General features: G+C 45.0%; 23 protein-coding genes. All 23 read left to right on the top strand.

All coding sequences use genetic code 11. The features are described from left to right. Positions 1 to 352 precede the first annotated feature (352 nt). On the top strand, positions 353 to 682 hold the full coding sequence (locus H8S75_RS26455; protein WP_243270481.1) for an HPr family phosphocarrier protein: 330 nt from the start codon (positions 353 to 355) through the stop codon (positions 680 to 682). Between the two features lie 405 nt (positions 683 to 1087). Further along, positions 1088 to 2353 (top strand): HlyC/CorC family transporter, encoded by a 1266-nt coding sequence (locus H8S75_RS26460; RefSeq protein ID WP_187024089.1) that lies wholly within the window; start codon positions 1088 to 1090, stop codon positions 2351 to 2353. A 129-nt stretch (positions 2354 to 2482) separates the two neighbouring features. Further along, entirely contained in the window at positions 2483 to 4708 is a 2226-nt protein-coding gene (locus H8S75_RS26465) for an extracellular solute-binding protein (protein WP_187024090.1), read from the top strand. A gap of 432 nt (positions 4709 to 5140) precedes the next feature. Then, a complete protein-coding gene (locus tag H8S75_RS26470; RefSeq protein WP_187024091.1) occupies positions 5141 to 5980 on the top strand; it encodes a glycerophosphodiester phosphodiesterase family protein in 840 nt (279 codons plus the stop codon). 10 nt (positions 5981 to 5990) lie between these two features. Then, entirely contained in the window at positions 5991 to 7130 is a 1140-nt protein-coding gene (locus H8S75_RS26475) for an extracellular solute-binding protein (RefSeq protein WP_187024092.1), read from the top strand. A 65-nt stretch (positions 7131 to 7195) separates the two neighbouring features. Then, positions 7196 to 8200 (top strand): ABC transporter ATP-binding protein, encoded by a 1005-nt coding sequence (locus tag H8S75_RS26480; RefSeq protein ID WP_187024093.1) that lies wholly within the window; start codon positions 7196 to 7198, stop codon positions 8198 to 8200. A gap of 15 nt (positions 8201 to 8215) precedes the next feature. Further along, positions 8216 to 9964 (top strand): ABC transporter permease, encoded by a 1749-nt coding sequence (locus H8S75_RS26485; protein WP_187024094.1) that lies wholly within the window; start codon positions 8216 to 8218, stop codon positions 9962 to 9964. A gap of 129 nt (positions 9965 to 10093) precedes the next feature. After that, positions 10094 to 10771 carry an MgtC/SapB family protein gene (locus H8S75_RS26490; RefSeq protein WP_187024095.1) on the top strand — a complete coding sequence of 226 codons (678 nt, stop codon included), beginning with the start codon at positions 10094 to 10096 and terminating at the stop codon, positions 10769 to 10771. Positions 10772 to 10806: 35 nt separating this feature from the next. Further along, entirely contained in the window at positions 10807 to 11499 is a 693-nt protein-coding gene (locus H8S75_RS26495) for an MgtC/SapB family protein (protein ID WP_243270482.1), read from the top strand. Positions 11500 to 11741: 242 nt separating this feature from the next. Then, a complete protein-coding gene (locus H8S75_RS26500) occupies positions 11742 to 12530 on the top strand; it encodes a DeoR/GlpR family DNA-binding transcription regulator (protein WP_243270483.1) in 789 nt (262 codons plus the stop codon). A gap of 27 nt (positions 12531 to 12557) precedes the next feature. Continuing rightward, positions 12558 to 13364, top strand: coding sequence for a BtpA/SgcQ family protein (locus H8S75_RS26505; protein ID WP_279288729.1), 807 nt, complete (start codon positions 12558 to 12560; stop codon positions 13362 to 13364). Positions 13365 to 13383: 19 nt separating this feature from the next. Next, a complete protein-coding gene (locus H8S75_RS26510) occupies positions 13384 to 14580 on the top strand; it encodes an ABC transporter substrate-binding protein (RefSeq protein ID WP_187024097.1) in 1197 nt (398 codons plus the stop codon). A gap of 12 nt (positions 14581 to 14592) precedes the next feature. Next, the gene (locus H8S75_RS26515) at positions 14593 to 15369 is read left to right on the top strand and encodes an ABC transporter permease (protein ID WP_187024098.1); all 777 of its coding nucleotides are present in this window, start codon (positions 14593 to 14595) and stop codon (positions 15367 to 15369) included. Next, positions 15369 to 16169, top strand: a complete 801-nt coding sequence (locus H8S75_RS26520; RefSeq protein ID WP_187024099.1) for an ABC transporter permease — start codon at positions 15369 to 15371, stop codon at positions 16167 to 16169. The genes H8S75_RS26515 and H8S75_RS26520 overlap by 1 nt, the downstream gene beginning before the upstream one ends. Next, positions 16142 to 16909: an ABC transporter ATP-binding protein gene (locus H8S75_RS26525; RefSeq protein ID WP_117623199.1), complete on the top strand. Its 768-nt coding sequence runs from the start codon at positions 16142 to 16144 to the stop codon at positions 16907 to 16909. The genes H8S75_RS26520 and H8S75_RS26525 overlap by 28 nt, the downstream gene beginning before the upstream one ends. A 16-nt stretch (positions 16910 to 16925) precedes the next feature. Then, on the top strand, positions 16926 to 17669 hold the full coding sequence (locus H8S75_RS26530) for an ABC transporter ATP-binding protein (RefSeq protein WP_055659290.1): 744 nt from the start codon (positions 16926 to 16928) through the stop codon (positions 17667 to 17669). Positions 17670 to 17704: 35 nt separating this feature from the next. Further along, on the top strand, positions 17705 to 18337 hold the full coding sequence (locus H8S75_RS26535) for a ribulose-phosphate 3-epimerase (protein ID WP_187024100.1): 633 nt from the start codon (positions 17705 to 17707) through the stop codon (positions 18335 to 18337). A 1-nt stretch (position 18338) separates the two neighbouring features. After that, positions 18339 to 19451: a M42 family metallopeptidase gene (locus H8S75_RS26540; RefSeq protein WP_187024101.1), complete on the top strand. Its 1113-nt coding sequence runs from the start codon at positions 18339 to 18341 to the stop codon at positions 19449 to 19451. 33 nt (positions 19452 to 19484) lie between these two features. Continuing rightward, positions 19485 to 20390, top strand: coding sequence for a sugar phosphate isomerase/epimerase family protein (locus H8S75_RS26545; protein ID WP_187024102.1), 906 nt, complete (start codon positions 19485 to 19487; stop codon positions 20388 to 20390). After that, on the top strand, positions 20383 to 21246 hold the full coding sequence (locus tag H8S75_RS26550) for a transketolase (protein ID WP_187024103.1): 864 nt from the start codon (positions 20383 to 20385) through the stop codon (positions 21244 to 21246). The genes H8S75_RS26545 and H8S75_RS26550 overlap by 8 nt, the downstream gene beginning before the upstream one ends. A 12-nt stretch (positions 21247 to 21258) precedes the next feature. Beyond that, complete coding sequence (locus H8S75_RS26555) at positions 21259 to 22182, top strand: transketolase family protein (protein ID WP_187024104.1); 924 nt, start codon at positions 21259 to 21261, stop codon at positions 22180 to 22182. 212 nt (positions 22183 to 22394) lie between these two features. Then, positions 22395 to 24146 carry a cache domain-containing sensor histidine kinase gene (locus H8S75_RS26560; protein ID WP_187024105.1) on the top strand — a complete coding sequence of 584 codons (1752 nt, stop codon included), beginning with the start codon at positions 22395 to 22397 and terminating at the stop codon, positions 24144 to 24146. Beyond that, complete coding sequence (locus H8S75_RS26565) at positions 24121 to 25635, top strand: response regulator transcription factor (RefSeq protein ID WP_187024106.1); 1515 nt, start codon at positions 24121 to 24123, stop codon at positions 25633 to 25635. The genes H8S75_RS26560 and H8S75_RS26565 overlap by 26 nt, the downstream gene beginning before the upstream one ends. Positions 25636 to 25648 lie beyond the last annotated feature (13 nt).

Consider the following 25648-nt stretch of genomic DNA (forward strand, 5'->3'; position numbering starts at 1 on the left):
GCAGCGAGAGCGGCCGCACATTTTTGCCGCTGTGTCAACCTTTTTTGGGAAAATATATTAAAAAATTGAGTTAGACCCTATGTTAGAATTCAACCTGGATAGGTAACTAAATGACATTGATTGTGAACGGTAACCGATGGAAAAAAATACAAATGCAGAAAGCCTGGATATAAGGTAAAATAGACAAAGTTTTAAAAGGCAGATCAAATTCGCTTACAAAAATATAATTTTAAAGATAAAATGGAAGAAGAAAGGCAGTATTGAACGAAACAGATTTGGAGAAAATGATCAGACGTAAAAGAAGTAGGACATTATATAGAATGATCACAGGGAAAGGACCGGATACAGATTAATGAAAAGCAGAGAGTACAATCTGGCGCCAGAAGAGAAAATGGCCAGGGAACAGATGATGGAACTGATTTTGATATCCAGCCGTTTTACAAGCAGTATTACGGTTGAAAATGAAGAGAAACATTTTAATGGAAAGAGCATACTGAAGGCGGGAGAGCTGAAAAAGGGAGAGCGTTTTTATGTGGTGGCAGACGGCAGTGACGCTAAGGAGGCGATCGAAGCGCTTGACCGGTTATTTCCGTGTGCAATGAACCAGCCGGACGTGCAGCCCTATCCATCTGGTGACTTCCGTCAGGGAAAAATAACCGGTCGTAAGCGGCAGGGGACTTGACTGGCGAAAAAGGTACAGAAACAAAGGCGATAAGAAAGCGTTAAGGAATTCGAACGCTTCTTGACAATGACACTGGGGTTCTTTATAATTTCTTTCATATTAACGCTTTATGCAGAAAGGAATTTACTCATTTCATGGACGACGCCGACAGTGACGCTGAACCTGACACACACCGGGCAAACTCAAATACGACAGTTACATACCGGTTGATAAAAAAGAACATGATAATTGAAATGAAATGTTGATATAGGAGCATAACCTGCGTTTCCCTCGGGAAAGGCGGGCTATGCTTTTTTGCGTAGTAGAAAAGTTTTTTTTGGCTGCAAAAGCAGCCGCGCCCTGGTATGAGAGTCCGTCAAGCCGGACTCTGTGTGTCAAAAAAGAAGAAAGAGGAAGGAAAAAATTATGGAAGAACAGAGTATCTCATTGATTATTATTATTGGATGTATCATTATGTCCGCGTATTTCTCGGCGACGGAAACGGCGTTTTCCTCGCTGAACCGGATTCGAATCAAGAATATGGCGGAAAAGGGAAATAAGAGGGCGGGGCTGGTGTTAAAGCTGTCCGAAAACTATGACGGGCTGCTGTCCACGATCCTGATTGGAAATAATATCGTCAACATTGCAAGTGCATCGCTGGCCACGGTCATATTTGTGAAGCTCCTGGGCGATGAGGCGGGCGCCAGTATATCAACCGTGGTGACGACGATTGTGGTGCTGATCTTCGGTGAAGTTTCCCCGAAGAGTATTGCCAAGGAGTCCCCAGAGCAGTTTGCCATGTTTTCAGCCCCGTTTTTAAATGCGTTTATGGTGCTGCTGACACCCGCTAATTACTTATTTAAACAGTGGAAAAAGCTGCTGTCAGTCCTGATCCGGACTTCGGGAGATTCCGGCATTACGGAGGAGGAGCTGCTTGCCATCGTGGAGGAGGCGAAACAGGATGGCGGGATTGATGAACAGGAAGGAAGCCTGATCAAGAGCGCCATTGAATTTACAGAGCTGGAAGCCCTGGATATCGCAACCCCGCGTGTCGATGTGACAGGAATTCCCGTCGATGCGGATAAAGAGGAGATAGCGGCGGTGTTTGGCGAGACCGGATACTCCCGTCTCCCCGTCTATAAGGATAAGATCGACGACATTATAGGGATCATTTACCAGAAGGACTTTTATAATCAGGTGTATCGCGGTGTGTGCGGCGTGGAGGCCATTGTCCGACCGGCGCTGTATGTGGCTAAGAGTAAGAAAATCAACGTCCTCCTGAAGGAACTTCAGAAAAATAAGATGCATATTGCGGTGGTAATCGATGAGTTTGGAGGAACCATGGGCATTGTAACTCTGGAAGATATTCTGGAGGAGCTGGTGGGGGAAATCTGGGATGAACACGATGTGGTGGTTCAGGAAATTGAGAAGATATCTGATCAGGAATATCTGGTTTTAGGCAATACCAGCGTGGAAAAGCTGTTTGAGGAGCTGGGCGGTGAGGAAGAGTTTGAATCGTTTACCGTAAGCGGATGGGTGATGGAACTGGCGGAGCGGATACCGGAAGAAGGGGATGTGCTCTATTATGAAAATATGACCATAACTGTCATGAAGATGAAAGACAGGAGGGTGGAGCAGGTGAGGATCGTGCTGGAGGCGGAAGTCATGGAACCGTGTGCGGCCTCGTTTTAGAACCGCGTACGAAAGTCCCGCTCTAGTGTCCTGCACAAAGTCCTCGCAAAAAACAGATAGAAAACTCTCTGCCCTCGTGCTATAATGAAAATAATAAAATTTGAACGAACCAAAAACGAGGTGCAGCCTATGCCAACGATCAAAGATATTGCCGCCAAAGCAGGGGTATCCCACGGCACAGTTTCCAATGTGTTAAACAAAAGGGGGAACGTCAGCGCTGAAAAAATCCAGCTGGTGGAGCGGATTGCCAAAGAGATGGGATATAAAATGAACGTCCAGGCCCAGCAGCTGCGGGCCGGTACGGCACGGAGAGTCTGCGTCATTGTGCCTAAGATCAGCTTAAAATGCTATAACGATTTATATAACGGGCTGGAACAGTACCTGCGGGAGTACGAGATCAGCATAGAACTCATATCCACCAATAACTTAGAGTGCGACGAGGAAAAAGCGGTTAAGAAGGCTCTCTCCTTAAATCCCATGGCGGTGGTGGTGGTCAGCTCGCTTCTTAAGAACAGGGGATTATACACTTCAGATACCAGGTTTTTCTTTGCCGAAAGAAAGGTGAAGGGAATGCCGGACGCGTCTGTCTACGTTTCCTTTGGATTTGAACAGGCGGGACGGGATATCGCGGTTAAGTGTATCGAGGATGGCCATCAGAATGTGGCTCTGCTCTGTGAGAACAGTATCTATTCCAACAATAAAAGCTTTATTAACGGTGTAGTGGATGTGCTGGAGGATGATAATTGCTCCTGCAAAATATTTCCCAGCGACGACAGCATGTGGTTTAACAAGGCCTTTGATATTCTGGGTTCGAAAGAGGAATTCGACGCGGTGATTGCCATGAGCCAGGAGGACGCCGATTATTTGAGGATGGCCCATCAGTATAATCCGGATAAGAAAATGCCGGTTATATATGCGCTGACCAGCAAGAGCATTGGAATCGATCCGGCCGTGTGCAGATATGAGCTGAATTATAAGCTCATGGGAAGAAACATAGCGGAGCAGATCGTAAATGCCGGCGGGGAAGAAGCGGAGACGGCTCCTGCGCAGAAACAGCAGATGATCATGGAAAATGACGGATTCTACGGTAATCCCCTTCCGGCCGCTGTTAAGAAAGACAGCATCTGCTTTTTGACCATCCAGAATTTGACCAGCAAGGCCATCGGCATGCTGCTTCCTTCCTTTACCAGGGAGACCGGAATCAAGGTCAATATGATCGAGGTTTCCTACGATGAGCATTACAAGATGGCGCAGGCCTGCGTGCAGAACAGTCCCTACGATCTGGTCCGCATCGACATGGCGTGGATGACGGAGCTGGGCGATAAGATTTATCAGCCCTTCGACAGCTCCAGCTCTTCGGTTAAGTGGCTGCGGCAGCAGATTCTTCCCTCCCTCTCGGAAAACTATTCCATGGTTCATGGTGTCCAGTACGCGTTTCCGTTGGATGCCTGCGTGCAGATGCTGTTCTATAGGAAGGATTTATTCGAGGATGAGCTGATCAAAAGGGAATTTTTTGAAAAATACAAACGGCGTCTGGAGATTCCTAAGACGTTTGAAGAATACAATGAAGTGGCCAGATTTTTTACGAGAAAAGAGAATCCCGATTCCAGAACCAGGTATGGAGCAGTTACCGCTTACGGAAGAACATTCCTGGCGGCGTGCGATTTTCTGCCGCGTTTCCGGGAACTGAAGAAGGATATCTTCGATGCACGGGGAAATGTAAATATCCTCATCCCCGAGATGAAACAGGCGATCCGCAATTATCTGGATACCTGCAAGTATGCGGGCAGTGATATCTATCAGTGGTGGGGGGAACCCACCCGCCAGTTTTCGGAGGGGAATACGGCGATGCATATCGTGTTTTCCAACTATGCCTCCGAGATGATTCACAATCCGGAATCGAAGGTGCTGGGACGAATCGCCTGCGACACCGTTCCGGGCGGGCAGCCATTGTCGGGCGGAGGCTCGGTGGGAATCTCCAGATTCAGCAAAAAGTATGACGCGTGCATGAGCTTCTTAAAGTGGCTGTACCGGAAGGATATCGCGGAGACCATCACGTATCTTGGCGGATACGTCTGTAACCGCCAGATCAGCAGGAATATGGATATCCTGGAACGCTATCCGTGGCTGGAGAACATGGAGAAATCCTTCGAACCCGGCTGGAGGCTTTATAAACATGACAGAAATCCTGATTTCAATGAGTTCCTGTTTGAGGATATCCTGGGGAAGGCGATCCGGTCCATCGCATCGGGAATCGAAGAGATGGATGACGCGCTTGAGAAGGCGCAGGAGGAATGTGATCGGGCATTTAACGAAACAAGCACTGACATGAAGTCAAACTGCGCATCGATATAAGAAGTAGCCGCACTCTGCGAAATTACGGAGCATGGATAAAAAGAAATAACCGCCAGCAATGGAAATAAAAAGTATGGAAGGCGCCGCGCAATAAGTTTTAGGTAAGTAATAAGACACCTGAAATTTGTTGCGCGACGTTTTTTTTATGCTTTTATGAGACAAGGATAGACTTTCGTTAAAAGGTGAAAGCTAAACAGAAGTAAAAACTTTTAAAGTCGAATGTAGCACAGAAAACAAATGTATTAATTTGAACGTGCCAAATAAAATGGGGATTTTAACTACGGAAAACAAAAGGTAACATAATAAAATGCACAAAAAAATGTAAAATCCATGTTATAACTATGTAAAATAAACAAAATAATTCGGAAATACTATTGGCACGTTCCAATAAATGGTGTATAAAATAGATATAGAGACAAGGAGGTACGGAAAATGTACACAAAGAATCAGTCAATCAGAGAACTCATCGATAAGAACCGGATTTTGATTGCGGCTCATCGCGGTACGTGCGGCGGGAACGTGGTGCAGAATACCTGTCTGGCATATAAGAACGCACTGCTTCATGGAGCGGATATGATCGAGGTGGATGCATCCATGACTACGGACAAAGTATTTTACGCATTCCATAATGGGGAAGAGCCTCTTGAGCTGGGAATTGACCGTGATATCCGAACCATGTCATCGGAGGAAGTGGAGAAGCTCTTTACGCTGAATTCCTTACGGCAGGTATGCGGACAGAAGCTGGAACATTTAGAAGATGTGCTGGAGCATTTTCGCGGAAAGTGCCTGATCAATATCGACAGGTCCTGGTTTTACTGGAAGGAGATTATCGCTCTTTTAGACCGCATGAATATGAAGGACCAGATTCTTTTAAAGTCCGGTGTGGAGGAGGAGCTCTTAAAGGAACTGGAAGAGAGCGGCACCGGCATCATGTATATGCCGATCATGAAGAGCCCGGAAGAATGGGATATCATTCAGAAGTACGATATCAATGTGGCCGCGGCAGAACTTATCTTTACCGATCTGGACAGTGAATTCTTAAGCCCGGAATTCATGGGTCGTTTGAAAAAAGCGGGGATCGCTCCCTGGGTGAACGCGATTACCCTAAATGATGAGATCATTCTCTCAGGGCTGTTAGATGATAATAATGCCATTAAGATTGGTTTTGATGAGACATGGGGAAAGCTGATAGACTTGGGATTCGAGATTATCCAAACTGATTGGCCGGCGTTGTTAAAGGGATACATATCAAATAAATCAAATGAAAAGTAGGAGGAGAATTATGAAGAACTTAAAGAAATTTGCGGCACTCGGATTATCTGCAGCTATGGTACTGTCACTGGCAGCCTGCGGATCAGGAACAAAGAATACGACAACGGACACGACAGCCGCAGGGACGGAGGAAGCTGCGAAAACAGAAGCGGCAGGAGATACTGAGGCTGCGGGAGATAAGGCAGCGGCCGGCGGAGACGTGGACAAGAGTCAGAAGCTTATCATTTACACAAACTCCGGTTCCAACGGCAGAGATGCATGGCTGAAGGAGAAGGCGGGAACGGCCGGATATAATGTAGAGGTGGTACAGATTCAGGGCGGCGATCTGGCGAACAGAATTATCGCGGAGAAGAACAATCCGCAGGCAGATATAGTATTTGGACTGAACTCTATTGAGTATGAGAAACTGAAAGCGGAGAGCGTACTGGATCAATGGGAGCCTTCCTGGGCCGGCGACGTGGATATGACGCTGGGCGACAAGGACGGATACTATTATCCGATCGTGATCCAGCCTCTTGTCAATATGATGAACGCCGATCTCCAGAATCCGCCAAAGGACTACACCGACCTGGTAAATCCGGAGTGGAAGGATAAATACACCATCTTAAACTTCGGCGGCGGCACCGGTAAGACCATACTTGCCAGCCTGCTTGTTCGGTACAGAGATGATAATGGGGAGTATGGCATATCCGATGAAGGATGGGATTTTGTGAAAAGCTGGATTCAGAACGGCCACATGGAAGTACAGGGCGAGGACTACGTAGGAAATGCAATCTCCGGTACAGTTCCGATCACAGAGATGTGGGGAAGCGGCGTTCTTCAGAATCAGACAGAGAGAGATTATAAGTTCCAGATTATGGTTCCGGAAGTTGGCGTTCCATACGTAACTGAGCAGGTAGCCATGATTACAGGTTCCAAGAAGCGTGATCTTGCCATTGATTTCGCCAACTGGTTCGGTTCCGCTGACGTTCAGGCAGAGTGGATGAAACAGTTCGGCACCATTCCGTGCCAGCCCAAGGCAGTGGAGGAAGCACCGGCCGATATCAAGGAATTCATGGATCAGGTACATCCGCAGGATATGGATTGGGGATTTGTAGCAGCAAATATAGATCAGTGGGTTGAAAAATGTGAGCTTGAGTTCTTACAGTAGGTGACGGAGGGCGGTATGGTTTATGAATATAAATGATACCGCCTCTTTGTAAGGAGAGGAAAAGGATGATTGAGTTTAAAAATATTGAGATTAAATATGGGGATTTTGTAGCCATCAAGGATCTGAATTTAACGGTTGGAGATGGGGAGTTCTTTACATTTCTGGGACCGTCGGGCTGCGGCAAGACGACGACACTGAGGGCTCTCGTGGGCTTTATCGAACCCAGTGCCGGACAGATATTAATCGATGGAAAGGATGTTACCCACACTCCGGTAGAGAAAAGAAATATCGGGATGGTATTTCAGAGCTACGCCCTGTTTCCGACGATGACCGTCTATGAGAACCTGGCTTTTGGCCTGAAGGTGAAGAAGCTTTCAGCGGCGGAGATCGACCGGAAGGTCAAGGATGTAGCGAAGGTCATCGAGATCAAGTCAGAGCAGCTGGTGAGAAATGTATCTGAATTATCCGGAGGGCAGCAGCAGAGAGTGGCGTTAGCCAGGGCGATCGTTCTGGAGCCGAAGATTCTGTGCCTCGATGAGCCGCTTTCCAACCTGGATGCCAAGCTGAGAGTGGGCCTTCGGAGCGAGCTTAAAAAGCTGCAGAAGAACCTAGGGATCACTACCTTATACGTTACCCACGATCAGGAGGAGGCCCTTACCCTGTCTGACCGGATCGCTGTGTTTAACAACGGATTTGTGGAGCAGGTGGATAAGCCTTACAACATCTATAACCATTCCGGATCGGAATTTGTCTGCGATTTTATCGGTGAGATTAACCGGCTGAACGCTGCTGTCTTAAGCGAGGTCGAGACCCAGACCGGCCATGCGCTGGATGGGAATAAGAGCGGCTATGTGCGTTTGGAGAGAATCAGTTTAAAGGAAATTCCAGGCTATGCGAAGATGCATGGAGTGATCCGGGATTACGATTATAACGGAGTCATGACGAAATACCGCGTTGAAGTCTTGGGGTGTGAGGTCCGCGTGATACACGTTAATGACGGACAGCCGTTCATGGAAATCGGCCGGGAACTGGATATCTATATGAATCCCAGGGATATCATGCAATTTTAAAAGGAGGGAGTTTGTGTGAAACAGAGAAGCAAAAGTAAGTCTTTCAGTATACAGACCCTGCTTTTAAAGATTGTTATTGTATGGGCCATTGTTGCATTTGTCATCTACCCGAACTTAAATCTGCTGGTCAGTGTCTTCTATAAAAATGGACAGTTTTCCACGGAAGTGTTCGGAAAGGTCTTCGGCTCCGCCAGAGCCATGAAGAGCCTGGTGAACAGCTTCATTCTGGCGTTCACCCTGGTGGTTACGGTCAATATCGTGGGGACGCTCAGCGTTCTTCTGACGGAATACTGGGATATCAAGGGTGCCAGGGTATTAAAACTTGCATATATGAGCTCGCTGATCTACGGCGGAGTCGTGCTGGTATCCGGCTATAAATACGTCTACGGCGCCAACGGACTGCTGACAAAGCTTTTGGTGTCACTATTCCCGGGCATGAACCCGAACTGGTTTGTGGGATACGGGGCAGTCGTGTTCGTTATGACATTTTCCTGTACACAGAATCATATGATGTTTTTAAAGAATGCAATTCATGGACTGGATTACCACACCATTGAGGCGGCGAAAAATATGGGGGCGTCAGGAAGCAGAATCTTCTTCCAGATCGTCATGCCGGTGTTAAAGCCTACGTTTTTTGCAATCACCATCCTGACGTTCCTTACCGGACTGGGAGCCATGTCCGCACCTCTGATTGTCGGCGGAGAGAATTTCCAGACCATCAACCCCATGATTATTACATTTGCAAAATCCAGCTTTTCCAGGGAGGTTGCGGCATTTCTTGCGGTTCTTTTAGGAATTGCCACGATGATTCTGCTGGCAGTATTCAGCAGGATTGAAAAGGGCGGAAACTACATATCCGTGTCGAAGACGAAGGCAAAGCTAAAGAAGCAGAAGATCAGCAATCCGGTATTCAACGTGGCAGCCCATGTGGTCGCTTACGCCATGTTTGCCATCTATGTGATACCGATTATCCTGGTTATCGTATACTCGTTCTGTGATTCACTGACTATTAAGACGGGCAATCTGACTCTGAATTCGTTCACTCTGGCGAATTACCAGAAGCTGTTTACGAGCGCAGAGGCGATCAAGCCGTATATCGTCAGCATTGTATACTCCCTGCTGGCTGCGGTTCTGGCTGTACTGATGGCTGTGATCTGCGCCCGGTTTGTGCGCACGGCAAAGCATAAATACGACGTATTCTTCGAATGGGGCATGCTGATTCCGTGGCTTCTTCCGGCAACCCTGATCGCGCTGGGACTGACCACGACCTACGGGGAGCGGCAGCCGATCCTGTTTAACTATGTTATGGTAGGAACGCTGGTACTGATGCTTGTGGGCTATACAGTCGTTAAACTGCCTTTCTCTTACCGGATGGTGAAGGCGGCGTTCTTCAGCATCGACAATGATCTGGAAGAAGCGGCGAAATGTATGGGTGCGGGTACGCTCTATACGATGATAAAAGTAATTCTTCCGGTTATTTTCCCGGCGATTATGTCCATCATCATCCTGAATTTCAACGGGATGTTATCAGACTACGATCTGTCTGTATTCCTGTACCATCCGCTGTTCCAGCCTCTCGGCATCGTCGTGAAGGCCGCTTCGGATGAGTCGGCATCTATCGATGCCAGGGCCATGGGCTTTGTATACACGGTCGTTCTGATGATTCTCTCTTCTGTCGCACTGTATTTTGGCCAGGGAGATGGAATGGAACGCATCAGAAGATGGAAGCAGAGACGGTTTGAGAAGAGAGTGGCGAAGGGATGAGGAAGAGATCAATAGGGTAAGAATAAGAGCAGAAGGTAAAAAAGAAATCAACAGGCAAAAAAGAGATCATTACAGGGCGCCGCATGAAAGATATCATGCGGTATTCCTGTTTTTCAGGAGGCGGATTAGTTGAATGAATTTATAATGGAACAATGGATTTTTGTAGCCCGGCTCCTTGGGGCGGCTGTATGCGGCGGGCTGATCGGTTATGAACGGCAGAGCAGGAAGAAGACGGCGGGCGTCAGAACACACGTTATCATTTCGGTTGCGGCCGCGACCATGATGATTATCTCCAAGTATGGCTTCAATGATGTTCTCGGCGAATACGTCCGACTTGACCCGTCCCGGGTTGCGGCCGGTATCGTGACAGCTGTCGGATTTATCGGCTCAGGAATTATCTTTTTCCGCAACAACAATGTGAGCGGAATCACCACCTCCGCCGGTATCTGGGCCACGGTGGGAGTGGGTATGGCCATGGGCTGCGGCATGTATGTGCTGGGCGCTGTGTCCACGATTATTGTGATGGTTTCCGAAGTGTTTTTAGGGAGAAGGGGATATTTTTCCAGAAAGGCTGGAGAAGAGCGGGAGCTGGAGATCGAGTATAAGGACACCGACAAAGAAGATATCTTCTACTATATTAATAAGACCATAGAGGACGCAGGCTGCAAAATGGAGAATATAAAGCTGGCTGACGAGGACTCCCTCTGTGTACTGAGTGCGGTTTTAAAAGCGCCTGATGAGCTGGATGCTGCCCTCCTGGTGGGGGAACTCAAAAAGAAAAAATCAGTGAAACGGGTATCTGTCTGAACAGGTTGTAAAACACAGGGATGAGAGGGGAATACATGGAGACAGTGACAGCGGCAGTGGAGTATCTGGAAGGCATCAATCTGGCTTCCATCACCATGCGGATCGTGATGTCCATGGTCTGCGGCGGTGTAATCGGAATTGAGCGGGGCAAAGCGCATCAGCCGGCTGGAATGCGGACGTACATGCTGGTCTGCATGGGCGCGGCCATGGTCATGCTGACCGGACAGTATATGTACTATCATTTCCAGACCGGTGATCCGGCGCGGCTGGGCGCACAGGTGGTCAGCGGAATCGGTTTTCTGGGCGCAGGGAGCATCATTATATCGGGCAAGACGAAGATTAAGGGGCTGACAACGGCAGCAGGCCTGTGGACTGCTGCGTGCATTGGTCTGAGCATTGGGATTGGTTTCTATGAGGCCGGGATCATTGCTACCCTGGCCGTATCGCTTATCATGACACAACTGAAGAAACTGGAATACCATCTGATTTTTGATGACGTTTGGCTCAGCGTGTATGTGGAACTGGACGACGCGGTCAAAATGACGGATCTGGTCCGGGAATTTTCACCTGCCGGCCTGGTGATCGGCGAGGTGCAGATTGAAAAGAAGAGAAAAGGCTTCCAGAAGGCGGTGATCAGCTTAAAGAATACGGAACATAAGAGTCGGGAGGCGGTGCTCCAGTTTCTGGAAGATGTGGAAGGGATTCAGTTTGTGAAGTATACGGCTTAAAAAAATCGATTTGTAAAAAAATACTAAAATCTTGGTTGTAGACTATATTGTCTGTAACCAAGATATTTTTTTTGATAGAATTTGCAAACTAAAATGTTAAAATGTCAATTTTGTAAAAATTATTGACATTATTCGACACATATGTGATAATAAAAACGTGAAATATAGCAGAAAGTTACAAAATATTTCAAAAACAATCAAAAAATACAAAAGAGAAAAAAAGACCAGGAAAGGAAAGAAACATGGAACAAAAAACTTCTATTATTCCAGCCGGCCGGCTGCAGAAGATAATGGAATACATGAAGGAACATGGCAGCGTTCAAATTAAGGAACTGGCAGACTACCTCGACGTATCAGATGCGACGGTACGCCGGGACCTGGATGATTTAGACACTCAGGGGCTTTTAGTCAGGACTCATGGGGGAGCAGTCAGAAAGAATGATAATACTTCTTCATTTGAATGGCAGCATAATGAGAAACTGACGATCATGCTGCACGAAAAAAGGCAAATTGCTAAATTGGCGGCGTCCTTTGTGCACGAGGGCGACACTATTCTGTTGGATTCAGGAACGACAACCTATTACCTGGCAAGTGAATTATCCGATATTCCTAATTTGACAGTAATTACTTATGACTTGTTTATTGGAGGAAATTTAGTTCTCCACCCAACCTCCACTATGATTGTAACAGGAGGAATCCGTCGTCAGGGGTATAATAATGTGCTTTTGGGAAGTATGGTAGAAGATTACGTTCGTAATATTCGTGTGGACAAGGCTTTTCTGGGAGCAGATGCTATTGATGTGGATTTCGGCATTTCCAATACAAATGTGATGGAGGCCAGTATTAAGCGATTACTGGTTCAGGCTGGAAAGCAGGTAATATTGATTGGTGATCACAGTAAGATGGGAAGAATGGCGTTAATTAAAGTCTGTGATCTCACAGATATTGATGGAGTGATTATTGATAAGGCTATCGATGAAAACAGCCTGCACAGAATGAAAGAAAAAGTAAAGAATGTATATTTGGCATAATGCGTATGCCTGAAAAGAAAGGGGTTTATGATGAATTGGTTAAAAGAAGTATTCAAAACTGAAAAGCCTGTTATTGCAATGTGTCATCTTCAGGCAATGCCGGGAGACAGTGGCTATGATCAGGAAAAGGGAATGGAGTGGGTGATAGAGAAGGCTCGTGAAGATCTGCATGCGCTTCAGGATGGAGGGGTGGATGCAGTTATGTTTTCTAATGAATTCAGCCTTCCTTACCTTACTGATGTAAAGAAAGAAACACTTGCTGCAATGGGACGCGTAATCGGGGAGATAAAATCAGAAATTACAGTTCCTTTTGGGGTAAATGTTTTATGGGATGCCAAGGCATCTTTGGATCTGGCAGTCGCTACCGGGGCTTGTTTTGTGAGAGAGATTTTTACTGGCGTCTATGCCAGCGATTTTGGATTATGGAATACGAATTGTGGTGAGACGGTGCGCCACCAACATGCGGTTGGCGCACAGAATGTTAAGTTACTGTTTAATATAGTTCCGGAAGCGGCTGTTTACGTAGAGCAGCGCAATATCAGAGAAGTGGCAAAGACAACCGTGTTTAACTGCAGGCCGGATGCTTTATGTGTTTCCGGACTGACAGCAGGGGAAAGCACAGATACCCAGATTTTGAATGAAGTGAAATCGGCTGTGCCGGATACTGTGGTGCTGGCGAATACGGGGTGCAGAATAGAGAATATTACAACTCAGTTATCTGTGGCAGATGGCGCCATCGTAGGAACAACGTTTAAAAAAGATGGAAAATTTGAAAATGGAGTTGATTATAACCGAGTGAAGGCGTTTATGGATCTTGTTAAGGAATTTCGATAAGAAGGGGAAGGTGTATCTTATGAGGAGAAGGTTACGGAAATGGTTTTGTCTTTTATTAAGTCTGTTATTAGTTTTGGGAACTCTTACTGCATGTAGTCAAAGTCCAGAGAAGACAGGTAATAATGGTGTTGCAGGAAATAGCGGGAAAGAAGAAACGGGAAAAGAAGAGGCAGGAATTTATGATGGAATTGAGCCCTTAGAAACAGAGACTGAGCTGAATTTCGGATATTTGACTGGCTCCCATCATGGAATGATTATCTATATGATTGATAAAATGGGGGGATATGAAAAGGCAGGAATACGAGCCAATATAGAGACATTTGGTAATGGACCGGTTATGGTGGAGGCGATGGCTTCTGATTCCTGGGACTGCGGAACGATAGGGTTAGGAGGGGTTCTGACAGGCGTAATCAGCCAGGATATGGTCGTGATCGGAGCTGCGGCAAGAGATTACGATTCCCTGCGCATTTTTGCAAAAAATGATTCAGATGTTGTTTCAGCAGGAAATACGCTAAAAGATTACCCAGGCATCTATGGGACGGCAGATACGTGGAAAGGAAAAGAAATTTTGATTCCGACAGGGTCTACACTTCATTATGTTTTATCTACAGGCCTAAGCAAATTCGGCTTGTCTGATACTGACGTAGCAATGACTCATATGGATGTTCCAGGCATCAATACGGCGCTTCGGGCAAATAAAGGGGAGATTGGAGCACTTTGGGGCAGTTTTACATATGCGGATGAAATGAAGGAAAACTACACTGTGGTTATGAGTGCAAATGATCTGGGAATTGAATTGCCTACGGTTATGTGTGCGAATCCCAGAAGTTATGAAGATCCGGCCAAATATAAAGCGATAAAAAAATGGATGGAACTTTATTTTGCCACCGTTGATTGGATTTACAGCAGTGAGGAACATTTTGACAAGGCGGTTGAAATGTTTACGGAAATTAATGAGGAAGCGGGAGCTACAGGTACATTGGAAGAGAACCGGACAGTTCTTGAAAACAATCGCCATTACAGCCTGTCAGACAACGTAAAACTTTTTAATGAAAAAACGGAAGATGGATCGATGTTGTTAATAGAAGCGATGCATAACGACCCATTGTTATTCTATATCAAGAACGGCAGCTATCAGAAAGGTGATGATACCAAATTGTTGGGCGGTTATTTTAAAGCAGATATCATCAATGAAATTGCGGCAATGAAGGAGTAAAGGTGGCAGATTATGAAAAAAATCTTAGACCGGTATGCGGTAATCTCCGTACTCAGCGTTCTGACTTTTCTGCTCATCTGGCAGGGCCTTGTTACTGCCGGGATACTATCAGATAAAATTCTGCCTGCGCCGACAAAGGTATTTGCGGCTTTGTTTGATAAACTGAATAATAAAAGTCCGGATGGTTCTCTGCTGCAGACGAATATCCTGGTCAGCTTAAAGGTTGCATGCAGTGGGCTGCTTCTCGCAATTGTGATTGGGGTTCCTTTGGGCTGGCTTATGGGCTGGTATAGGACAGTCAGCCGTTTTGTTCGCCCTATATTTGAGATAATGCGCCCAATCCCCCCAATTGCGTGGATTCCCCTGACCATTCTGTGGGTTGGGATTGGCCTTGAGGCCAAAGCGATGATTATATTTTTTGCATCTTTTGTCCCATGTGTAATTAATGCCACAGCGGGAATCAAAAGTACTAATCGGACTTTGATTAATGTTGCGAAAACGTATGGGGCATCAGACTTTACGATATTTCTGAAAATAGGGATTCCCTCTTCTCTGCCCATGACTTTTGCAGGAATACGAATTGCACTTAACTCCGCATGGAGCACATTGGTAGCGGCAGAGCTGCTGGCTGCTAATGCCGGACTTGGTTATATGATTAATATGGGACGGCAGTTTGGGAGAGTTGATATCATTGTATTAGGAATGGTTACAATTGGAATCCTGGGTTTTTCGTTCTCGTGGATATTCACAAAGCTGGAGCATATTTTTGTGAAATGGAGGACTGTCTGATGAAAAAAGTTACAGGTTGGAAAAAGAGTTTCGGACATATTGTTTATACGATAGCGCCTGCATTGTCATTGGTTTTGTTATTTCTCTTATGGGTTCAGATTTCCAGAGGGAATTCGGATCTTGTACCTGGGCCAGATCTGGTAATGAAACGATTTGTTAAAACTTTCGAAAAGCCAATTAATGGATATCTGATCTTTGGGCATATTTTAGCGAGTTTAAAACGTATTTTTTTAGCATTGATATTTTCTCTGGGGATTGGGATACCGTTCGGTATATTAATCGGATGGAATAAAACCTTTAATGCTATTTTCGGTACTCTTTTTGAATTTATTCGCCCCATTCCGCCGATCGCATGGCTTCCTTTGATTGTTATGTGGTTTGGTATTGGGGAGTTTCCCAAAGTTATTATTGTATTTATTGGGACCTTTACACCGGTGGTAGTCAATACCGCGACCGGGATTCGTTTAGTGGAGCCATTATACCTTGACGTAGGAAGAATGTTCCATGCGAATGATAGAAAATTGCTTACCGAAATTGCGCTGCCATCGGCTATGCAGTCGATATTTGCAGGCTTTAGAACTGCTACAAGTGGCGGACTAATGGTCGTTCTTGCGGCTGAGATGATAGGGGCTAAGGCAGGACTGGGATTTTTGATTACCAGAGGACAGGATGCCTTTGATGTTCCGCTTATTATGGTTGGCATGATTGTTATCGCTATTGTTGGAACTGTAATTTCTATTTTCACGGATCTTCTTGAAAGGCGGATATGTCCATGGAGCGAGAATATAAAATCAGATTAGATATACAGAATATAAGCAAATGCTTTTCCATGGAAAACGGAAAGAACCATGAGGTGGTGAGGGAACTGTCACTTACGGTACGGGATAATGAGTTTCTGATCCTGCTGGGACCTGGTCACTGCGGGAAGACGGTCATTTTAAATATGATTGCCGGTCTAATGCAGCCCGATTACGGAAATATTTGTTTAGACGGTAAGAATGTGGTGGGGCCAAATCCAGATATGGGAATGGTATTTCAAAAGATTGGGACACTTCCGTGGAAAACCGTTATGGAAAATGTAGAACTGGGACCTAAAATGCGTGGAATACCGAAGCGTGAACGACGGGAAAAGGCTCAGCATTACATTGATCTGGTGGGGCTGCATGGCTTTGAAGAGCATCTGCCAAAGCATTTATCCGGTGGTATGAAGCAGAGAGTCGGAATTGCGAGAGCTTATGCAAATGACCCACAGATATTGCTTTTAGATGAACCGTTTGGACAGTTGGATGCACAGACCCGATATAATATGGAAGAGGAAATTGCGCGAATCTGGGAGCAGGAGAAGAGAACTATTTTATTTGTCACAAATAATATTGAGGAGGCATTGATGCTGGGAGACCGGATTATCCTTCTTACGGAGTGTCCAGCAAGAGTGAAGCAGGTGTATCAAGTTGATTTACCGCGCCCCAGAGACATGATGGACTGTAGGTTTTTGCAGATGCGCCGTGAGATTTCAGAAAACACGGATTTGTCAATATAGAAAAAGGGTGCAGTATATGACAGAAAATTATAAAATTGAAGTGAAAGAGCTTACCAAAAACTTCGGAGATTTAAAGGTTCTGGATCATATTTCATTTAAAGTAAAGAAAGGAGAATTTATCTGTGTAGTAGGGCCTACAGGCTGCGGAAAGACAACATTTTTAAATTTACTAACACAGCTTATTGAACCAACATCGGGAGAAATTTTAATTGACGGGAAAACGGCGGATCCAAGGATACATAATATTTCCTTTGCATTTCAGGAGCCATCTGCTATTCCCTGGCTTACCGTGGAAGAGAATATCATGTTTGGTATGAAATTGAAAAAGCTCCCTAAAGAGGAAATCTATCGAAGAACAGAAGAAATTCTTTCATTGGTAGGGCTTACCAAGTTCCGAAAACAATATCCTCATCAATTATCTACCAGTAGTGAACAGCGAATCGTAATCGGGCGAAGTTTTGCCCTGTATCCGGATCTGCTCTTGATGGACGAGCCTTATGGACAGATGGATATTAAAATGCGCTATTATCTGGAAGATGAAGTGATCAGGTTATGGAAAAAATTTGAAAGTACGGTTCTTTTTATCACTCATAATATTGAAGAAGCGGTCTATCTTGCAGACAGGATTATTATCCTGACCAATAAGCCGGCTGCGATTAAAGAAGAACTGATTGTTGACTTAGCGAGGCCGAGAGACTTTACGGATCCCCAATTTGTTGAGTTAAGAAAATATGTGACTGAGCAGATCAGATGGTGGTAAGTGGGAAAAGGCATATCAATAAGGAGGACAAAGTAATGAAACTGATGCCATCAATTGCATCAGCCGATCCTTTGGCAGCAGGGGAGGTCTTAAAGAATCTGGAGGCATGGCCTTATCTGCATATAGATATCGAGGATGGAAACTTCGTTCCCAATATTACGTTTGGAATGAAGACTGTCAGGGCGATATGTAAAGAAGCAGGGAAAAGGTATATTCAGGTACATTTAATGGTAACTCATCCAGAATCGTATTTAGACGGTCTCGCCGCCTGCGGAGTGGATTCTGTGATAGCCCACTTGGAAGCGCTTGACTATCCACTTTATTTTCTCAATCACTGCCGTGCACTTGGATTGGAGACGGGGCTGGCTGTCAATATAAAAACGCCAGTAGAAGCAGTAAATCCCTTTCTGGAAAATATGGATCAGCTGCTCCTCATGACATCGGAGCCTGATTATTTAGAAGAAAAAGTATATGGACCTGCAGTGGAACGCTTAATCCGCTTAGCAGGAACTATTCCGGCAGGAGTAGAATTGTATGCAGATGGAGGCGTGACCAGGGAAACACTTCAGGAACTTGAAAGAGCAGGTGTTCATGGGGCAGTCTTAGGCCGCCTGGTATTTCAGAGCCCTGATCCGCTGGAAATGCTTAAGGAACTTAAGGAGGAATAGAATGAATGCAGAAGAGGTGTTAAAAGAACTTTGTCTGGCACCGGCTCCATCCGGTTACGAAAAACGAGCTGCAGAGGTATTTTCCAGTAAAATACGCCCGTTTGTTGACCGTATCATGTTAGACCGTATGGGGAATGTGATGGCCACGCTAGACGGTACAGATCCTGAATCACCTTCGGTGATGATGTACGCCCATTTAGACCAACTGGGATTTATTGTAAGAAGAATTGAACCGGATGGCTATATCCAGTTGGACAGATTAGGGGGGATACCGGAAAAGGTGTTGCCTGCACTGCGTTTATGGATACGTACGGTGCATGGTGATTTCATACCTGGTTTGATTGGAAACAAAGCACATCATGCGGCTTCAGCAGAAGAAAAATACAAGGTCGATATGGTGACGAATCTTTATGTCGATATTGGAGCCGCATCAGAGCAGGAGGTAAGGGCGCTGGGAGTGGATGTTGGTTGTCCTGCCATTTATGAACCGTCTTTTCAACCTCTTGCAGGAGATAAAGTAAGTGGTACTGCTTTAGATGACCGTGGCGGGCTGACCGCACTGGTTCTTGCCGCCGAGAGTTTATGGGAAGACAGGCCGTCCTCAACTGTGCATTTCGTCGGTACCGTTTGGGAGGAGTTTAATATTCGAGGCGCTGCATTTGCAGCCAGAAGGTTAAAACCGGAGGTGGCTATGGGGCTGGATGTGGTTCTTGCAGGAGATACTCCGGATTTAAAAACGAAATATCAGAATGCACTTGGCAAAGGGCCGACAATTAATTTTTATAATTTTCATGGGAGAGGAACTTTAAATGGGATGATTCCCCATGAAGGTCTGGCCAGACTTGCTGAGGAGTGTGCTTTGAGAGAAAATATCCCCCATCAGCGGTTTGCATCTCTTGGAATTATAACGGAATCAGCCTACGTACAGATGGAAAATGAGGGAGTGGCTTGTCTGGATCTCGGCTACCCGGCCAGATATACTCACTCACCTGTGGAGACGTGCTCCTTAAGCGATATTAAGAATCTTGGCTTGTTAGCAGCAGCCTCCGCAAAGGCGATAACGCCGGAGTTTTCAATAAATCGCTATTCTATTGATTGCTGCAGTGATTCGTGATTAAGTGTATTCATGGCTGATAGGGAGGGGCATATGAAAAAAGGTATCCATTACTGGGCGCTTCCACATACGTTGAATTTAAGGGAGAAGATGGAATTTGCAAAGAGATTGGGATTTGAGGGAATAGAACTTGTAATTGTTGAAAAAGGGGAACTGCAGCCGGATTGCAGGAAAGAAGAATTGATGACGATCCGGCAGGCGGCGAAGGAGACCGGGATAGAAATTATTTCAGTAAGCAGCAGTTTAAACTGGAAATGCTCTTTCACCAGCGATGATGCTCAGATACGAAAAAAAGCCGGAGAGATGCTGCGAAAACAGCTTTATATAGCAGCTGAGCTTAATTCCGAGGTGGCATTAGCCCTGCCGGGCTTCGTAACAGCAGACTTTATTTCTGACGAAATTCACCCCTCCTTCCGAACTCATAAAGAAGAGGACTATCATCCGGGTCTGGAAATCATTGATTATAATACAGCATATGAACGTTCCCTACGGGCATTTGAGGAGATTGCTCCTATCGCTGAGAGGGTGGGAGTGACGGTGGGAATTGAAAATGTCTGGAACCATTTTTTAATGTCACCGTTAGAAATGCGGCAGTTTATTGATGAGATAGGTTCCAACTATGTACAGGTGTATTTTGACGTTGGCAATGTACAGCCCTCCGGGTATCCGGAACAATGGATCCGGATTCTGGGGTCCCGCATTAAACGGGTTCACGTAAAAGATTTTAGAAAAGGCTGCTTCTCGGTTCAGGGGTTTGTGAATTTGCTTAGCGGAGACATTGATTTTGTGAAAGTGATGCAGGCCTTGCACGAGATTGGATATAATGGCTGGATTACCGCAGAGGTAAATGAAAAATGGGATTATCCGGAATTTGCTGCAAAAGCAAGTGCACTGGCTTTAGAGCAATTGCTGGAGGAAAGGAGTAACAGCGATGTATGATATGATGAAATTAAAAACAATTGCAAATCAGCTCAGAATAGAAACAATTGAATCTGTATACAGGGCGAAATCCGGTCATATTGGAGGCTGTCTATCTGCTGCCGAAATAATAGCAGTTCTCTATTTTTATAAAATGCGGTTAGATCCAGAACGGCCTGGGTGGGAGGATCGGGATCGCTTTGTACTGAGTAAGGGGCACTCGGCACCGATCTTGTACGCTGCTTTGGCAAAAAGAGGATTTTTTTCCGTGGAAGAGATGAGTCATCTGCGCCAGGCAGACAGCCATCTTCAGGGAGCCCCCAATCCTAAGACGCCGGGAATTGATATGTCATCGGGGCCTTTGGGACAGGGACTGTCGGCCGCAGTAGGTATGGCTCTTGCTGCAAGGACGATGAAAAAAGATTTTTTTGTGTATTGTATGCTGGGAGACGGTGAAATTGAAGAAGGACAGATATGGGAAGCTGCTATGGCTGCTTCAAAGTACCGATTAAATCGTTTGATTACGATTCTGGACCATAATGAGGTGCAGATGAGCGGTACAAATGAAGAGATTATGCCCCTGGGGGATATAAAAGATAAGTTCGACTCGTTTGGCTGGAAAACCTACGAGATAAACGGTCATTCGATTTCCGAAATTATTGAGATACTGGATCATGTTACACAAGAAAGCCAAGTAGAGAAGAGTGAACCGGATAAACCGGTTATGATTATTGCCAATACGGTTAAGGGAAAAGGAGTTTCTTTTATGGAAGGAAAAGCGGAGTGGCACGGAGCTGTACCGACAGAAGAACAGTACGACGCTGCGTTGGCTGAACTGGGAAAGGGAGGAACTAATTTCAATAACTTACGCACTTAAGGAGGTGAAAATATGATAGCTAACAGAGTTGCTTATGGGAATATGGTACACAAGCTGGCGATGGAGGATGAACGGATTACGGTTGTAGATTCTGACTGCATAAATGTACTAAATTATGGTGAGTTCATTAAGGATTTTCCGGATCGTTTTTTTGAATGTGGGATTGCAGAGCAAAATATGGTATCCATAGCTGCTGGATTAGCGAGCTGCGGTATGATTCCGTTTGTGGCTTCCTTTGCAGTATTTACAAGTATGAGGGCGCTTGATCAGGTAAGAAATATGATTTGTTATAATGGTTATAGCGTAAAAATAGTGGGAACTCATGCAGGGCTCGAAACTGGTTTTGACGGCGCGACACATCAGGCTATAGAAGATATGGCGATTATGCGCGCAATACCAGGGCTTAGAGTTCTGGCTCCGTCCACTCCAAATATGACTGCAAAACTTACGCGTTTGATGGCGGAGACAGACGGGCCATTTTATATGAGATTCGGGCGGGAAATCAATCAGGAATATTACCCGGAGGATATGGAATTTACACTGGGAGGAAGCAGACTGCTTCGAGATGGGGACCGTTTGACTGTTATGGCTTGTGGCCGCATGGTGGATTTTGCAGTTCGCGCAGCAGATCAGCTAACAAAAGAGGGGATCAGGGTAAGGGTTGTTGATATGTATTCCATCAAACCGATTGACGGGAAAGCGATAGAGGCTGCGGTGTCAGATACAGCATGTATTCTTACTGTAGAGGATCATAACACGATAGGCGGCCTTGGCGGGGCGGTCAGCGAATACGTCACAGAACACTGTCCGTGCAAAGTTCTAAAGATGGGAATGAGAGATGAGTTTGGACGATCCGGCTCCAGCGCTGATTTATTTGAGATGTATGGCTTGACAGCAGATAGTATTGCTGCCAGGATTCGTGAATTCTTGGAGTGAGCAGAAATTGAATGGAATATGAATACAAATAGAGAAAAAGCTGTAATCCAGCCAAAACTCCAGGTCTATGGAATTTGGCTGAATTACAGCTTTTTTCGTATAACCGCTGGTTCTGTCAGATTATTATCAAGGAATAATATGGAAAATTATGTCTAGAAATTGCGAAACACATCAATTTGGTTTACAATGGAATGGAATTGGGGGTGTCACAAATGAAAAAAAACAGTCTGCAGTTTGAACTGAGTTTAAAAATCAGTCTGTTCTTTATCATGATTATGTTGGCTGTCAGCAGCGGAACGATCGCGTATTTGTCCAACCGTTATAATAAAATTATTATCGATGACATGAACAGTAACCTGATAAATGCGGTAAATACCATCGATTATTACTTTGACGATGTAAAAACACCTATGGTCATGATTTCCAGAAACAGCAGTATTCAAAGGGTTTTGAAGAATTATCAGGGGATGACTAATCGGGAAAAGCTGGATACAGTAAACCAGCTGGAAGATTTTGTGCAGAATATTACGACTTTCAAATCTTTTATTAATGATATTATTGTGGTGGGAGTAAATGGTTATCTCTATAATATTTATAGGGAAAGTCCTGATAAGTATATTGGCGATTATGATTTCCTTAACAGCAGATATTTAGCAGACAGCAGTGCAGGACCAGTCGGACTTACCTTTACGGGGCAGCATCCTACGGATTATTATATGTCTGCTTCCTTTTCCGAGGTTTATTCCGTGGTGCTTCCGATTAGATCCGGACAGAACCGGATTGGTTATGTGATCTGTGATTTAAAATCTGAAACTATCAATAATATCTTGAATAACAATTTAAAGGAAGAACAGGCCAAGATACTCATACGGGACGAAAAGGGGGAAATTCTGTATGAGGAGGGAAATGAGAAGATTTTGGCAGGGGAGGTTGTGGACGATAAAAACAGATCCAGAGGAAATTATGTAACCAGTGTCACGTCTGAAGTGACAGGATGGACTTATTATTATGCAGAATCCTATGAAACCATTAACAGTTTTTTAAAAAAGGTATTTATGGTTCATATCGTAATTATCGCAGGAATGCTGGCCGTTATCACATTCTTTTCTAATCAGCTGTCCAGACTGATATTGAAACCTCTTAAAAACATTGCATTTATGATCAGAGAGATGAAGATCAACCAGGGAGATTACAGAAAGAACAGCTACAATGCAGGCGGACAGAATGTGAATGAACTCAGCATTGAGATTGAACAGATGATTACGCGCCTGGAATCTCTGATTAATGAAAATTATTTATATGAACTGAAAGCTAAGGATGCACAGATCCAGGTTTTGACAAATCAGCTGTCGCCGCATTTCCTGTATAATACACTACAGCTGATCGAGTACCAGTCTTATCATCATCAAACAGAAAATATTACGACGATTATCAATGGACTCAGCTATATCCTGCGATATTCTTTTCGAAGTGAGAGTACGGTGCGGCTTGGAGATGAGCTTCAATATATCAAATGTTACTTAGATATTTACAGTTTAAGATATGAGAACAGGCTGACCTATGAGATCGATGCCGATGAAGATAGTCTTCAGGCAGAGATTCCCAGAATGATTTTAGAACCGGTGGTAGAGAACTGCATTAAGCATGGATTTGCAGGAGAACTTATGAAGGCGGTCATCGGAATTCAAGCAGTAGTGGAGAACCAGGAACTGTATATTCGCGTGACGGATAACGGAAAGGGAATGAATGGAGCGCGTTTGGAGGAACTGCGAAGATGTCTGGAGCAGATGTCTGTAGTCAGTGAACATATAGGACTGAATAATGTGTACTCTATTCTGAAACTGCGTTACGGAGATCGTTATGGACTTGGCATAGACAGTGAACTGGGGCAGTTTACGACGGTGACGTTACATATGCCTAAAACGGGGGGAAGGAACTGTGACAAAGGTATTACTGGTAGATGATGAACGTTATATGATTGAAATGTTAAAGGAGATCATAGACTGGGAGTTTTATGGCTTTTCCATTGTAGGAACTGCGGAAAATGCCAGAGATGGTATGAACTTATATTACAGGGAACAGCCGGATATCATTATTACGGATATCTGTATGGATCAGATATCGGGGATTGAATTTATAACCAGAATCCGTCTGAACAACGCATCTGTGAAAATCATGATTCTCAGTGCATACGATAAGTTTGAATATGCACAAAAGGCTGTGAAGCTTGATGTGGATGGTTATTTACTGAAGCCTGTTAACAGGGATGAGCTGTTAAGCAGTTTGTTGGAACTGCAGAAAAAGCTGGAATCAGGAAGCCAGTATCAGGAACAGATCAGGGATTTAAAGCATTCACTTGACAGTCTTCAGCGGAAGTATGTTGAAGAACAGCTGATTCGGATCTATGAGCATGGAGGGGAAACGGCAAGAAAGGAGCTGGAAGAGGATTCTTACTGGGCGGTAGCCAGTATCCAGGCGGTAGTTCGTAATGAAATCGTGTTTTTGGAACAGGACATGAAGACTTATGATGATTTAGAGGTTTTTCTGCTGTTTGTAGGAGATGGACTGTTTGCCCTTTTTCTTTGCAGCGATCTGGGGAACAGGAAAACAGTGAAAAAGGCTTTAGAGCAAATACGCCAGAAGTACTGTGAACGCGACAGGACGCTGCTTTGTGGTGTCAGCACCGTGGAGGAGGCCGGGTCTCTGTCAGAAGCCTGCAGAGACAGTAAAGGTTTTCTGAATTTGTTGTTTTATACTGAAGAAGGGGTTTATCTTTCTCATGGAATTATGAGGGAATGCAGAGAAATTGCCCGGGGGATGGAGATAAACCAGGAACAGATTCTGTTATGGCTGGCAGCGCAGGAAACAGAACGTCTGAAGGAAATGTTCAGGGGATGGCTGGATTCCTGTGCAAAGAATAATGCTGACTGCAGTGATGTTATACATATTTTTTTGCAGTGTATTTCTACGATGAAAACCTATGTTCAGGGAAGTCCTAAGGAAAAGCTGTTAGAAACGATAATAGAGGAGCAGAAACAGATCATCCGCAGCAGTCAGCTTTCAGCTCTTTTTGAAAGATGCTTAAGCGAACTGGATGAGGAGGAACTCCACAGAAATAAGACGGCTCTTCTCATTGCGAATGCACAGAATTTGATCAGAAATAACTGCTTTGATGAATCATTTTCCATTGAGGTGCTGGCCGATTCTCTTAATATTTCGAAAAGTTATCTTTCCAGGCTGTACAAGGACGAGACAGGTGAGTCGGTATGGAACTATGTGATCCGTGTCAGGATTGCCAGGGCGAAGGAATTGTTGATACACACGGATAATACGAATTATGGTATCGCTAAGGCCATTGGCTATTCAAGTGAGTACCATTTTTCCAGGGCGTTCAGCAAGATTGTAGGTGTGTCTCCTTCCGCTTATAAAAAACTTTATATGGAAATACAATAAGATAAGGCAAGAA

This window comes from Hungatella hominis (genome assembly GCF_014288005.1).
GTDB classification, from domain to species: domain Bacteria; phylum Bacillota; class Clostridia; order Lachnospirales; family Lachnospiraceae; genus Hungatella; species Hungatella effluvii.

What these genes read in the sequence shown, in the direction of transcription:
- H8S75_RS26455 (WP_243270481.1), top strand. Translation starts at nt 353, where the DNA reads ATGAAAAGCAGAGAGTACAATCTGGCGCCAGAAGAGAAAATGGCCAGG.
- H8S75_RS26460 (WP_187024089.1), top strand. Translation starts at nt 1,088, where the DNA reads ATGGAAGAACAGAGTATCTCATTGATTATTATTATTGGATGTATCATT.
- H8S75_RS26465 (WP_187024090.1), top strand. Translation starts at nt 2,483, where the DNA reads ATGCCAACGATCAAAGATATTGCCGCCAAAGCAGGGGTATCCCACGGC.
- H8S75_RS26470 (WP_187024091.1), top strand. Translation starts at nt 5,141, where the DNA reads ATGTACACAAAGAATCAGTCAATCAGAGAACTCATCGATAAGAACCGG.
- H8S75_RS26475 (WP_187024092.1), top strand. Translation starts at nt 5,991, where the DNA reads ATGAAGAACTTAAAGAAATTTGCGGCACTCGGATTATCTGCAGCTATG.
- H8S75_RS26480 (WP_187024093.1), top strand. Translation starts at nt 7,196, where the DNA reads ATGATTGAGTTTAAAAATATTGAGATTAAATATGGGGATTTTGTAGCC.
- H8S75_RS26495 (WP_243270482.1), top strand. Translation starts at nt 10,807, where the DNA reads ATGGAGACAGTGACAGCGGCAGTGGAGTATCTGGAAGGCATCAATCTG.
- H8S75_RS26500 (WP_243270483.1), top strand. Translation starts at nt 11,742, where the DNA reads ATGGAACAAAAAACTTCTATTATTCCAGCCGGCCGGCTGCAGAAGATA.
- H8S75_RS26505 (WP_279288729.1), top strand. Translation starts at nt 12,558, where the DNA reads ATGATGAATTGGTTAAAAGAAGTATTCAAAACTGAAAAGCCTGTTATT.
- H8S75_RS26510 (WP_187024097.1), top strand. Translation starts at nt 13,384, where the DNA reads ATGAGGAGAAGGTTACGGAAATGGTTTTGTCTTTTATTAAGTCTGTTA.
- H8S75_RS26515 (WP_187024098.1), top strand. Translation starts at nt 14,593, where the DNA reads ATGAAAAAAATCTTAGACCGGTATGCGGTAATCTCCGTACTCAGCGTT.
- H8S75_RS26520 (WP_187024099.1), top strand. Translation starts at nt 15,369, where the DNA reads ATGAAAAAAGTTACAGGTTGGAAAAAGAGTTTCGGACATATTGTTTAT.
- H8S75_RS26525 (WP_117623199.1), top strand. Translation starts at nt 16,142, where the DNA reads ATGGAGCGAGAATATAAAATCAGATTAGATATACAGAATATAAGCAAA.
- H8S75_RS26530 (WP_055659290.1), top strand. Translation starts at nt 16,926, where the DNA reads ATGACAGAAAATTATAAAATTGAAGTGAAAGAGCTTACCAAAAACTTC.
- H8S75_RS26535 (WP_187024100.1), top strand. Translation starts at nt 17,705, where the DNA reads ATGAAACTGATGCCATCAATTGCATCAGCCGATCCTTTGGCAGCAGGG.
- H8S75_RS26540 (WP_187024101.1), top strand. Translation starts at nt 18,339, where the DNA reads ATGAATGCAGAAGAGGTGTTAAAAGAACTTTGTCTGGCACCGGCTCCA.
- H8S75_RS26545 (WP_187024102.1), top strand. Translation starts at nt 19,485, where the DNA reads ATGAAAAAAGGTATCCATTACTGGGCGCTTCCACATACGTTGAATTTA.
- H8S75_RS26550 (WP_187024103.1), top strand. Translation starts at nt 20,383, where the DNA reads ATGTATGATATGATGAAATTAAAAACAATTGCAAATCAGCTCAGAATA.
- H8S75_RS26555 (WP_187024104.1), top strand. Translation starts at nt 21,259, where the DNA reads ATGATAGCTAACAGAGTTGCTTATGGGAATATGGTACACAAGCTGGCG.
- H8S75_RS26560 (WP_187024105.1), top strand. Translation starts at nt 22,395, where the DNA reads ATGAAAAAAAACAGTCTGCAGTTTGAACTGAGTTTAAAAATCAGTCTG.